Genomic DNA, 12,875 nt, shown 5'->3' on the forward strand with positions numbered 1-12,875 from the left:
CCCCACCCACTGCGAACCCTGACCCGGAAAGACGAACACCGTCCGCCCCTCCACATCCGCCACGCCCTCGACCAGTTCGGCAGAGGAGTGTCCGGCGCCCAACGCGCCCGCCGCCGTGAGGAGTTCGCGATGATCCGTGCCGACCATGACGGCACGGTTCTCGAAGAGCGCGCGGGTCGTGACGAGCGAGAATCCGACGTCGGCCGGCCGCGGCCTCGGCGTGGCCGTCTCCAGCCGTGCGACAAGGGCCCGCGCCTGCTCCCGTACGGCCGGTTCGCCGCGCCCGGACACCACCCAGGGCAGCGCGCCGGACACCGTGCCCGGAGCCGCGGTGTCCCGCTCGGGCGCCTCCTCGGCGCCCTCCTCGACCGGGGCCTGCTCCAGTACGGCATGGGCGTTGGTGCCGCTGATACCGAACGACGACACCGCACACCGCCGCGGACGACCCGTCCCCGGCCACTCCTGCGCCTCCGACAACAACCGCACCGCACCCGAGGACCAGTCCACATGCGACGACGGGGACTCCACGTGCAACGTCCGCGGCAGCACACCCTTGCGCAGCGCCATCACCATCTTGATCACACCGGCCACACCCGCGGCTGCCTGCGTGTGCCCGATGTTCGACTTGAGCGAACCCAGCCACAGCGGACGCTCCGGATCACGGCCCTGACCGTACGTCGCGAGCAGCGCCTGGGCCTCGATCGGATCACCCAACCGTGTCCCCGTACCGTGCGCCTCCACCGCGTCCACGTCCGACGCCGACAGACCGGCCGTGGCGAGGACCTGGCGGACCACCCGCTCCTGCGAAGGGCCGTTGGGCGCGGTGAGCCCGTTGGACGCGCCGTCCTGGTTGACCGCGCTGCCGCGCAGCACCGCGAGCACCCGGTGCCCATGGCGCCGGGCGTCGGAGAGCCGCTCCGCGACGAGTACGCCGACGCCCTCGCCCCAGCCCGTGCCGTCGGCGTCGTCGGAGAACGCCTTGCACCGGCCGTCGGGCGCGAGGCCGCCCTGCTTGCTGAACTCCACGAAGACGGAGGGCTCCGTCAGTACCGTGACACCGCCGATGAGCGCGAGTGAGGACTCCCCGCTGCGCAGCGACTGGGCCGCCACGTGCAGGGCGACCAGGGAGGACGAACACGCCGTGTCGACGGTGATGGCCGGGCCTTCGAGACCGAGGGTGTAGGCGAGCCGTCCCGACAGCACGCTGGCGGCGGTACCGGTCAGCGCGTGTCCCTGGAGTTCGCCGGCCGAGGCGGCCGACGGCTGCCCCCAGTGGTAGGCGCCCACGAAGACTCCGGACTGGCTGCCACGCAGCGAGGTCGGGGCGATCCCGGCCCGCTCCAGCGCCTCCCAGGCCACCTCCAGCAGCAGGCGCTGCTGCGGATCCATGGCCAGTGCCTCGCGCGGTGAGATTCCGAAGAATCCGGCGTCGAATTCCGCCGCCTCGTAAAGGAATCCGCCGTCGTGGGTCGCGCTGCTTCCCTCTCCGTCACCGGTGAGCCGCTCCAGATCCCAGCCGCGGTCGCCGGGAAATCCCGATATGGCGTCGCCACCGGATTCGACGAGATCCCACAGTGCCTCCGGGGAACGGACACCGCCGGGAAGGCGGCAGCCCATTCCCACCAGGGCGATGGGCTCGTTCTTGGTGAGTTCCAGCTCTCCTATGCGCTGACGCGCGCGGCGGAGATCGGAGGTGACCCGCCTCAAGTAGTCGACTACTTTGTCCTGCTGGTCTTCTGGCACCGGTCCGTCCTCATCATCGGGTCGCGAACGAAAGCAGCGATTTCTCTATGTGGTTTCGAACTCTTCATCGATGATGTCGAGCAGCCTGTCGACCGACACCGTCTCGATGTCCTCGCCCGGCGCACCCGTGTCCGGGGAGGGGAAGGGCGTGGACCGCCGCAGCGCGGAGATGATTCTCTCCAGGCGATCCGCGATCACCTGGCGTTCGAAACCGTCCGCCGGCACCGTTCGGATGACGGACTCGAATCGGGTGAGTTCGTCGTCCGCCGAACCCGTCATGGCGTCTACGGGCGCGGTGGCGGGCATGGTGAGAGCCGCCGCGAGATGGTCGGCGACCCGTACGGGCGTCGGGAAGTTGAAGACGAGCGTGCTCGGGAAGCGCCGGCCGGTGAGCGCGCCGAGCCGGTCGCAGAGTTCCACGCCGGCCAGTGAGTCGAAGCCCATCTCCTTGAAGACATGGTGGGAGCCGACCGCGTCCGGGGTGCTGTGGCCGAGCACGGCCGCGGCCTCGGTCCTGACGAGTTCGAGCAGATACCGGGCCCGCTGGGCCTCGGGCATCTCCTCCAGCTTCCTGACCAGCGTGGATCCCCCGCCTTCGCCGTCGGCGACGGCAGGCGGCCTGGCGGCCTGCGGCCGGACGGTCCTCGTGGCGGGCGCCGGTGTCCGCGACCGGTCGGGGGTCTGCCGGCTCCGTTGTGGCGCGGCGGCCGTCTCCCGTGGCGAGAGCGGCCGTACGCGCAGTTCCCCGACCGTGAGCACCGGGGCTCCCGACAGGTCGTCGGCCCGCAGTGCGAGCGTGCCGTCCAACCCCGGCGAGAGCCGGATCCGCAGCGCGGCGGCTCCGAAGGCGTGCAGGACCACGTCCCGCCAGCGGACCGGCAGGCTGCCTTCGCCGTGGGCCATGGCGGCGTGGCGGGCCGCGTCCAGCAGGGCGGGATGGAGTCCGTACGCCTCGGCGTCGGCCACCTCGGCGGGCAGGGCGACCTCCGCGTACCGCTCGTCGCCGAGCCGCCACAGGGCGCGCAGTCCCTGGAAGGAGGGGCCGTAGTCGAAGCCGTGGTCGGCGAGCCGCTCGTAGTGGTCGCCGAGGTCGACGGGCTCCGCGCCCCGCGGCGGCCAGGGGTCCTGGCCGGTCCGTCCGCCGCCGGCCTCCGGCTCGGGTTCGGCTCCGTGCCCGCGCGGTGTCAGAACGCCGGTCGCGTGTTCGGTCCAGCTCCGGTGGGCGGCGCCCTCGGGCCGGGAGTGGACCGTGACGGTGCGCCAGCCGATCCCGTCGGCCCGGGAGAGCCGTATTTGCAGCCGTACCGCGCCGTGCTCGGGCAGTACGAGCGGTTGCGTCAGCGTCAGTTCCTGGATCCGGTCGCAGCCGGCCTCGTCGCCCGCGCGGATCGCGAGCTCCACGAAGGCCGTTCCCGGCAGCGGGATCCGCCCGGCGATCGCGTGCTGGGCGAGCCAGGGATGGCTACGGACGGAGAGCGTGCCGGTGAACACCAGGCCCTCGCCGCCGGCGAGTTCGAGCGTGCCGCCCAGCAGCGGATGCCCGGTGGTGCCGACGCCGCCGGTACCCGTCGCGCCGGCCGGCGGCGGGGCAGGCCAGTAGCGCTCGTGCTGGAAGGCGCAGGTCGGCAGATCGACCCTGCGGGCGCCGGTGCCCGCGAAGAAGGCGTGCCAGTCGAGCCGGACACCGGCCGTGTGCAACTGGCCCAGTGTGGCGACGAGCGCGGCCTCCTCCGTGCGGTCCTTCCTCAGGGCCGGGAGGACGGTCAGCTCCCCGGCGGCCTCGCCCAGGGTGTCCTGGGCCATCGCGGAGAGCACACCGCCGGGGCCCAGTTCCAGCAGGACGTCCACGTTCTGGGCGCGCAGTGCCCGCACGCCGTCGGCGAACCGGACGGGCCGGCGGACATGCCGTACCCAGTACTCGGGTGTGCAGAGCTGGCCGGTGGCCGGCTCTCCGGTGAGGTTCGACATCACCGGCACGGTGGGCGGGTGGAAGGTCAGTGACTCCACGACGGAGCGGAACTCCGCGAGCATCGGTTCCATCAGCGGGGAGTGGAAGGCGTGCGAGACCGGCAGCCGCTTCGTCCTGCGCTCGCGGGCCGTGAAGCGCGCGGCGATCTCCTGGACCGTACGCTCCTCCCCCGCGATCACCACCGACTCGGGTCCGTTGACGGCGGCGACGGAGACCCGGTCCTCGCGCCCGGCGAGCAGCGGGAGGATCTCGTCCTCCCCGGCCTGTACGGCGACCATCGCGCCACCGGCCGGCAGCGCGTCCATCAGCCTGGCGCGCGCCGCGACCAGCCGGCAGGCGTCGGCGAGGGAGAACACGCCCGCCACATGGGCCGCCGTGATCTCGCCGATCGAGTGGCCGCCGACGACGGCGGGACGCAGACCCAGCGACTCCATCAGCCGGTGGAGGGCCACTTCGACGGCGAAGAGCGCGGGCTGGGTCCAGCGGGTACGGTTCAGCGGCTCCGGGTCCTCGCCCCACATGACGGCGCGCAGCGGGCCGTCGACATGCGGGTCCAGTTCGCTCAGCACTGTGTCGAGCGCGGCGGCGAAGACCGGGAAGCGCTCGTACAGTCCGTGTCCCATGCCGACGCGCTGGCTGCCCTGGCCCGGGAAGAGCACCGCCGTGGTGCCTTCTCCGGCCGCTCCGCGGACCGTTCGGGTGACGCTCCGCCGGTCCTGCCTGTCGCGCCTTGTCCTCCCGTCCATGAGCAGCACCGCGCGATGGCGCAGCGCCGCCCTGCCGGTCGCCAGCGAGTAGCCGACGTCCACGGGGCCGAGCCCGGGGCGTGCGGCCACGAAGTCCGTCAGGCGCCCGAGCTGGTCGTCCAGGGCTGCCTCGGTCCTGGCCGAGACGAGCCAGGGCACCACGGCGGGCACCACTGCGGGCGTCACCTCGGGCGGAACGCCGTACGGGTCAGAGGCAGGATGGGTGGCCGGGACCGGCTCCGGGGCCTGTTCCACGATCAGATGGGCGTTGGTGCCGCTGATCCCGAAGGACGACACGCCCGCGCGCCGGGGACGGCCGCCCTCGGGCCAGGGCGCCGCCTCGGTCAGCAGTTCCACTCCGCCCGACCAGTCCACCTGTGAGGTGCGCCGGCCGGCATGGAGTGTCTTCGGCAGCAGCCCGTGCCGCATCGCCATGATCATCTTGATGACGCCCGCGACACCGGCCGCCGCCTGTGCGTGCCCGATGTTCGACTTGAGCGAGCCCAGCCGCAGCGGGCGCGCGGGATCACGGTCCCGGCCGTAGGCGGCGAGCAGCGCGTGCGCCTCGATGGGATCGCCGAGCTTCGTACCGGTGCCGTGCGCCTCGACCGCGTCGACCTCGTCCGGCGCGAGTCCGGCGTCGGCGAGTGCCTGGCGGATCACCCGCTCCTGGGCCGGGCCGCTGGGCGAGGTCAGTCCGTTGGAGGCGCCGTCCTGGTTGACCGCGCTGCCGCGCAGCACCGCCAGGATCTCGTGCCCGGCGCGGCGGGCGTCCGAGAGCCGTTCCAGTACGACGATGCCGACGCCCTCGGCCCAGGCGGTGCCGTCCGCGTCGTCGGAGAACACCTTGCACCGGCCGTCCGGGGCCAGTCCGCCCTGGCGGGAGTGGCCGACGAAGCCGGCCGGGGTGGACATCACGGTCACTCCGCCGGCCAGTGCCATCGCGCACTCCCCGGCGCGCAGCGAACGGGCGGCGAAGTGCAGGGCCACCAGTGAGGAGGAGGACGCGGTGTCGACGGTGACGGCGGGGCCTTCGAGACCGAGGGTGTAGGCGAGCCGGCCCGAGGCGACGCTCGGCGACAGCCCGGTCATGGAGTGGCCCGCCAGATCCTCCGCGGACCGCTGGGTGACGGTCGCGTAGTCCTGGCCGTTGGTGCCGACGAACACGCCGGTACGGCTGCCGCGCAGTGCGTACGGGTCGATCCCGGCCCGCTCCACCGCCTCCCAGGACACCTCCAGCACCAGCCGCTGCTGCGGATCGGTGGAGACCGCCTCGCGTGGTGACATTCCGAAGAATCCGGCGTCGAAGTCGGCAGCCTCGTAAAGGAATCCGCCCTCGCGGGTCACACTGCGGCCCGGTCCCTCGCCGGCCAGTGTCTCCAGGTCCCAGCCGCGGTCCGCCGGGAAACCGGAGATGGCGTCACGGCCTTCCAGGACCAGCTCCCACAGTTCTTCCGGGGAACGGATTCCGCCCGGATAACGGCATGCCATCCCGACGACCACGACCGGGTCCTCGTCGGTTCCGATGTCGGCTCCGATCGTCATGACGTCGCACACCCCCAGGGAAAGTCGGGCCTCGGACACTCTCCGTGCCGGATCGTACGGTCGGCGGCGCTGTACTTTTCCCTAAGGAATTCCGGGCCCCGCGGCGGAAGACTAGGGATTCCCCGGAGCCTGGCGTGAGACCAAGTAACTGTCCCGCCCGATCGCGCGGCGCGGCCACCCGGCGACCGGCCGAGTGGGTACATGTGGCGCCGAGCCATCGGAGCGCCACTTCCGAAGGGTGTTGTCCATGGGCTCGATTCGGCGGCCGATCCTGTTTGTCAGCTATGCCGAAAGCGGTCTTCTCAATCCACTGCTCGTGCTGGCCGAGGAATTGTCGCGGCGCGGGGTGGAGGACCTGTGGTTCGCGGCCGACGAGAAAGCGCGTGACGACATCGCGGCGGCCAAAGCGGGAACCGCCGTGGAGTTCGCGTCACTCGGCGAGGTCGTCTCCCGGATGTCCGCCGTCACCTGGGACGACAGGACCTACCGTGAGGTCACGCAGCGCTCGCGGTTCAAGGCGCATCGCGCGGTCATCAAGCACTCGTTCGCGCCGGAGTCACGGGTGGAGAAGTACCGGCGGCTGGAGGCGTTGGTCGACGAGGTGAAGCCGGCGCTGATGGTGATCGAGAGCATGTGCCAGTTCGGTCATGAGCTGGCCATCACCAAGAGGATCCCGTTCGTGCTGGGGGTGCCGTTCGTGCCCAGCAATGTGCTCACCTCGCACGTGCCGTTCGCCAGGTCGTACACACCGCGCGGCTTCCCGGTGCCGCACTCGGGTCTGCCGCTGGAGATGAGCCTCACCCAGCGGATCGCCAATCAGCTCTTCAGGCTGCGCACGCTGGGGATGTTCATGACCTCCTCGATGCGCAAGGTGGTCGAGGAGGACAACCGGATCCGCGCGGAGCTGGGAATCGCACCAGAGGCACGCCAGATGATGGCCAGGATCGACCACGCCGAGATGGTGCTCTGCTACTCGGTGCCGGAGCTGGACTATCCCTTCCCCGTGCCGGAGAAGGTGCGGCTGGTCGGCGCGATGGTGCCGCCGCTGCCGCAGGCTCCGGACGACGGCGGTCTCTCCGGCTGGCTGTCCGCGCGGGACTCCGTGGTGTACATGGGGTTCGGTACGATCACCCGGCTGACACGGGAGCAGGTCGGCGCGCTGGTGGAGGTCACCAGGCGACTGGCCGGGCGCCACTCCGTGCTGTGGAAACTCCCCGAGGAGCAGCAGGAGTTGCTGCCCGCGCCGGAGACACTGCCGGACAATCTGCGGATCGAGAGCTGGGTTCTCTCGCAGCTCGACGTCCTGGCCCATCCGAGCGTCAAGGTGTTCTTCACCCATGCCGGCGGCAACGGCTACCACGAGGGTCTGTACTTCGGCAAGCCGCTGGTGGTGCGGCCGTTGTGGGTGGACTGCGACGACCAGGCGGTCCGCGGCCAGGACTTCGGTGTCAGTCTCACGCTCGACCGTCCGGAGACCGTCGATCCGGACGATGTCTTCGGCAAACTCACCCGCGTGCTGGACGACGACTCGTTCCGCGAGCGCGCGGAGCACTTCGGAGAGCTTCTGCGCGCGGCCGGCGGCCGGCGCGCCGCGGCGGATCTGCTGCTCGGCCTGCCGGCACTCGCCACCCACTGATCGGGGTTTCCCATGTCATTCACCCATCCGGTTTCCAGGCCCTGGCTCGGCGGGCGGGAACTCGACTATGTGACGGAGGCCGTCAGCGACGGCTGGATCTCGTCGCAGGGACCGTACGTTCGCCGGTTCGAGGAGGAGTTCGCCCGGTACAACGGCGTGGCGCACGGAGTCGCCTGTTCCTCGGGGACGACGGCGCTCACGCTGGCGCTGCGCGCGCTCGGCGTGGGGCCCGGCGACGAGGTGATCGTCCCCGAGTTCACGATGATCGCGAGCGCGTGGGCGGTGACCTACACGGGCGCGACGCCCGTCTTCGTGGACTGCGGGGACGATCTCAACATCGATGTCTCGCTGATCGAGGAGAAGATCACCGGGCGGACCAAGGTGATTCTTCCGGTGCACATCTACGGGCGCCGGTGCGACATGGACCGGATCATGGACATCGCCCATGAGTACAACCTGCGGGTGGTGGAGGACTCCGCCGAGGCGCACGGTGTACGCCCGGCCGGGGACATCGCCTGCTTCTCGCTCTTCGCCAACAAGATCATCACCGCCGGTGAGGGCGGTGTGTGTCTGACCGACGACGCCCGCCTCGCCGAGCAGATGGCCCATCTGCGCGCGATGGCCTTCACCAGGGACCACAGCTTCCTGCACAAGAAGCTGGCCTACAACTTCCGGATGACCAGCATGCAGGCCGCGGTGGCGCTGGCGCAGACCGAGCAGCTCGACACGATCCTGGCGGCCCGCCGCGAGATCGAGCGGCGCTACGACGAGGGCCTGCGGGGCATCGACGGGATCACCACGATGCCGGCGCGCGATGTGCTGTGGATGTACGACCTGCGCGCCGAACGCCGTGAGGAGCTGCGGGACTTCCTCGCGGCCGAGGGCGTCGAGACACGTGTGTTCTTCAAACCGATGAGCCGGCAGCCGGGCTACTACGACGCCGACTGGCCGTCGTTGAACGCCAGCCGGTTCAGCGAGGACGGCTTCTATCTGCCCACCCACACGGGACTGACGGCGGAGGACCAGGAGTTCATCACCGGCAGGATCCGCAAGTTCTACGGCGCCGCGTGAGTACCGCGCCGGTGCCGGAACTGCCCGCGCGGGGCGCGGCGGCGCCCCTCTCCGTACGACACCGGACGCCACGGCTCCGGACGTTCCGATCCCCGGGGGAATCCCAGACATGACGACCACCGACAGGTGCCCGGTCGCCTTTCCGCTGCGGCGGCCCGGCCGGCCCTTCCCACCGCGGGAGTACGCGGACTTCAGGAACGCGGACGGTCTGGTCCGCTCGACGCTGCCCAGCGGGGTCCCGGTCTGGCTGGTGACCCGGCACGAGGACGTACGGACCGTGCTGACCGATCCGAGGATCAGCTCCAATCCCTCGCATCCGGGCTTCCCGAGGGCGGCGAAGACCGGTGGGGTGCCCTCGCAGGACCAGGTGCCCGGCTGGTTCGTGGCGCTGGACCCGCCGGAGCACGGCCGGTTCCGCAGGACCCTGATCCCCGAGTTCACCGTGCGCCGGATCAGGGAGATGCGGCCCGCCGTCCAGCGGATCGTGGACGAGCGGATCGACGCGCTGCTCACGGCGGGCGACACGGCCGATCTGATCGCGGACTTCGCGCTGTCCGTACCGTCGCTGGTCATCTCCGACCTGCTCGGAGTGCCGCACGCGGACCGGGACTTCTTCGAGACCAGGACCCGGGTCCTGGTCACGCTCACCTCCACGGACGAGCAGCGGGAGTCGGCGACCAAGGCGCTGATGCGCTACCTCAACCGGCTGATCACCGTCAAACAGCGGCGCCCCGGCGACGATCTGATCAGCCGGCTGCTGGCCGACGGCACCATCTCCCGGCAGGAGCTGACCGGCGTCTCGATGCTGCTGCTGATCGCGGGCCATGAGACGACGGCGAACAACATCGGCCTCGGTGTGGTCACCCTGCTGAGCAATCCGCGGTGGATCGGCGACGAGCGCGCGGTGGAGGAGCTGCTGCGCTATTACTCGGTGGCCGATCTGGTGGCCTTCCGGGTGGCCGTCGAGGACGTGGAGATCGGCGGGCAGCTCATCTCGGCGGGCGAGGGCATCGTGCCGCTGGTCGCCGCGGCCAACCACGACGGGACCGTCTTCGAGCGCCCCGACGAGTTCGATCCCGGGCGCTCGGCACGCTCGCATGTGGCGTTCGGGTACGGAGTGCACCAGTGCCTCGGCCAGAACCTGGTCCGGGTCGAGATGGACATCGCCTACCGGACGCTGTTCGCGCGGATCCCCACGCTGGAGCTGGCGGTGCCGGTGGAGGAGCTGCGGCTCAAGTACGACGGAGTGCTGTTCGGGCTGCACGAGCTGCCCGTCCGCTGGTCATCGACGGAGGAATGATGGTGCGCGTCAGCGTGGACACCGAACGCTGTGTGGGAGCCGGACAGTGTGTGCTGTCGGCTCCCGATGTCTTCGACCAGGACGACCACGGCATCGTCATGGTGCTGGCGGAGCCGGCGGACGAGCCGGCGCGGGACGCGGCGCGGCAGGCGGGCATCGTCTGCCCGTCGCAGGCGATCACGGTACGGGAGGGCTGAGCGCGGCCGTCCGGGCACGCGACGGGCTCCGCATCCGACGGCGTCGGGTGCGGAGCCCGTTCGTCCGCGGCCGGGTCCCGGGCCGCGGACTCTCCCCGGACCGGGCCTGGCTACCAGGTGACCGGCAGTTCGGTGAGACCGGCGGAGAGCCGGCCGCCCAGCACCTGGAGCCGCTCCACCGGTAGCGCGAGACGCAGTCCGGGCAGACGGGTGAAGAGGAGGGTGTACGCCGTCCTGAGCTGCATACGGGCCAGCGGCGCGCCGACGCAGTGCCACATCCCGTGGCCGAACGTCAGATGCGGATTGGGCGAGCGGGTGATGTCGAACAGTTCCGGCTCGTCGAAGACCTGACGGTCGAAGTTGGACAGGGTGAAGTCCAGCAGCACCAGATCACCGGCGCGTATGGTCACACCGCCGATCTCGACGTCCTCGCCCGCGTAGCGCGGCAGAACCGATCCGCCGGCTTTGGCCGAACGGAGGATCTCCTCCACCGCGCCCGCCATCAGCCGGGGATCGCCGAGCGCCGCGTCCCGCTGGTCGGGGTGGAGGGTGAACAGCACGATTCCCAGGTCGACATGGCCGGCGACGGCCTCAAGACCGGCGAACAGCACTCCGGCCGCAACGGGACCGATGCGCTCGTCCGAGGGCTCGCTCGCGCAGAGCCGGGAGATCACGTCGTCACCGGGCTCGGCCCGTTTGCGGCCCGCCAGCTCCACCAGATAGCCGAAGAGGTCCTGCTGTCCGTCCTGGACACCGCCGGGATCGTCGAGTCCGCCCATCCGCGAGAGCAGGGCGACCAGCAGGCCGCGGTCCTCGGCGGGCACACCGATGAGTTCACACAGGACGGCCAAGGAGAACGGCAGCGAGAATCCGCCGTGCAGATCGGCGGGCGGTCCCTGGGCCAGGAAACCGTCCAGCACGCCCTCCGCGACGGCCTCGACCTTCGGCATCAGATCGAGCACACGCCGGGCGGAGAAGCTGGGCGTGAGCAGCGCGCGGGTCTCGGTGTGCAGCTTCCGCGCCAGCTCGAAGTCGTCCGAGACGAGCATGTCCAGGAACGGATTGCGCACATAGCGCGGCGCGGAGGCGGGCGTCGGGTGGGCGCGCCCCAGCCGCTCGTCGCGGAGCAGTTCCTTCAGCTCGGCGTGCCGGGTCACCAGCCAGCCCTCGTCGCCGGCGGGAGTACGCACCCTGTGGACCGGGGCGCTGGTCTGGAGGTCGCGCAGCAGCGGGCTCAGCCGCAGGACGGACGGCTGCCCGGCCTGGAGCGAGGGCAGTTCGGGGAACGCGGTCATGGGAATCTCCTCGGGAGGGTGGGTGCCGGTGTACTCGCCGTGCCCGCTCCCCTTCGGGGCGGGCACGGGTCCGGGGCGGCCCCCGCCGATGTACGACGGTACGGCCGCCCCGGCGCCTTCCCGCTACGACACGGCCGGGCGGACGCGCGGCCGGGTCTCCGTGGCCGGGAGCGTGCCGAGCCACTCCTCGATCGTCCGCGCGGTCAGCGCGGAGTGCTCCTTGGCGAGGGAGAGATGGTTGGCGTCGATGTCCCGGATCTCGTCCGCCGGCACCGACGTGGTGTCGAAGAGGAAGCCGTCGAACGAGCGGGTGCACCGGACCAGCAGGGTCGGGGCGGTGGTGGGCACCGTCTCGATGTCGGTCATCGCCATGAACCAGTGGGCCATCGCGGAGAGCCTGGCGCTGTTCAGCGTGACCGACGGCGAGTCGATGTCGGCCAGGTAGTACTGGGTGGTCCTGTCCAGGTCGTTGCCCTCGCCCGCGCGGTAGCGGATGCTCGCGGTGTCCAGCAGGACGACGGCCTCGGGCTTGATCCCCCAGGTCTCCTCCAGCACACCGGCGGCGAGATAGGCGAGCGAACCGCCCGTCGAGTGGCCGGCCAGGACGAAGGGCTCGCCGTCGCTGGCGTGCAGGGCGCTCTCCGCCACCACGCGCGCCGCGGCCTCACTGGTGGCGGGCAGCGGTTCACCGGGCGCGAATCCCATGAGCGGCAGCGCGCAGACATGGCGCCCGCCACGGAAGTGGGCGGCGATACGCGCGTACTGGTGGACACCTCCGGTGGCGCCCGGCGCGCTGACGAAGACCAGCCGGGGGCCGCTCGGGCCCTCGGCCAGGGTGACGGGGACGGACAGCTCCTCCAGATCGGCGGGCGTCTCGAAGGTCGGCCGGGTCTTGGCGACCGCGACCAGCATCCGCATCGCCTCGACGAGCTTTCCGCCCTGGACCGCCCGGTGGAAGAGGCCCTCCAGCGTCTCGTCGCCGTGGTGGGCCGGCCGCGCGACGGCGGACGGGCCGCCCCCGTCGGCGTCGAGCGCGCCCGTACCGATGCCCGAGCCCGAGCCCGGGGCGAGTCGCGCGGCGATCTCGCCGTGCAGCCACCGGGCGAGTTCGACGGGGGTCTCGTTGTCGAAGACCACCGAGCTCGGCAGCCGCAGTCCGAGCGCCTCGGCGAGCTGGTTGCGCAGTCCGACGGAGACCAGTGAGTCGAAGCCCAGTTCCAGGAAGCCGCGTTCGGCGTCGACGTCGCGCGCGTCGCGGTGACCGAGCAGGGCCGCGGTGTAGCCGGTCACCAGCTCGATCAGCAGGCTCTCCCGCTCCGCCGCTCCGAGCCGGCGCAGCCGCTCCCGCAGGGTGACCGGCGACCGGTCGCCGG

General features: G+C 71.3%; 7 protein-coding genes and 1 pseudogene. 4 read left to right on the forward strand and 4 right to left on the reverse strand.

Annotated features, from left to right (window positions below; all coding sequences use genetic code 11):
* Positions 1-1,743, reverse strand: a 1,743-nt coding sequence (locus BFF77_RS00030) for a type I polyketide synthase (RefSeq protein ID WP_211280115.1), incomplete at its 3' end; no start/stop codon positions are given.
* A 45-nt stretch (positions 1,744-1,788) separates the two neighbouring features.
* A pseudogene (locus BFF77_RS00035) lies at positions 1,789-5,976 on the reverse strand (type I polyketide synthase); the annotation flags it as partial.
* 274 nt (positions 5,977-6,250) lie between these two features.
* On the opposite strand from BFF77_RS00035, the gene BFF77_RS00040 reads away from it, so the two are divergent.
* The 4 genes from BFF77_RS00040 (at position 6,251) to BFF77_RS00055 (ending at position 10,207) form a co-directional block, all read left to right on the forward strand.
* On the forward strand, positions 6,251-7,639 hold the full coding sequence (locus BFF77_RS00040; protein WP_066942423.1) for a glycosyltransferase: 1,389 nt from the start codon (positions 6,251-6,253) through the stop codon (positions 7,637-7,639).
* Positions 7,640-7,651: 12 nt separating this feature from the next.
* Positions 7,652-8,710, forward strand: coding sequence for a DegT/DnrJ/EryC1/StrS family aminotransferase (locus BFF77_RS00045; RefSeq protein ID WP_066942425.1), 1,059 nt, complete (start codon positions 7,652-7,654; stop codon positions 8,708-8,710).
* Positions 8,711-8,819: 109 nt separating this feature from the next.
* Positions 8,820-10,010 (forward strand): cytochrome P450, encoded by a 1,191-nt coding sequence (locus tag BFF77_RS00050; protein WP_066942427.1) that lies wholly within the window; start codon positions 8,820-8,822, stop codon positions 10,008-10,010.
* Between the two features lie 2 nt (positions 10,011-10,012).
* The gene (locus BFF77_RS00055) at positions 10,013-10,207 is read left to right on the forward strand and encodes a ferredoxin (protein WP_211280116.1); all 195 of its coding nucleotides are present in this window, start codon (positions 10,013-10,015) and stop codon (positions 10,205-10,207) included.
* 110 nt (positions 10,208-10,317) lie between these two features.
* Here BFF77_RS00055 and BFF77_RS00060 read toward each other — a convergent pair whose 3' ends face one another.
* Both BFF77_RS00060 and BFF77_RS37690 read right to left on the reverse strand, forming a co-directional pair.
* Entirely contained in the window at positions 10,318-11,502 is a 1,185-nt protein-coding gene (locus BFF77_RS00060; protein WP_066942431.1) for a cytochrome P450, read from the reverse strand.
* Between the two features lie 123 nt (positions 11,503-11,625).
* Positions 11,626-12,875: alpha/beta fold hydrolase (locus BFF77_RS37690; protein ID WP_141698319.1), on the reverse strand; the 1,250-nt coding region annotated here is incomplete at its 5' end.

This window comes from Streptomyces lushanensis, assembly GCF_001700515.1.
GTDB lineage: Bacteria > Actinomycetota > Actinomycetes > Streptomycetales > Streptomycetaceae > Streptomyces > Streptomyces lushanensis.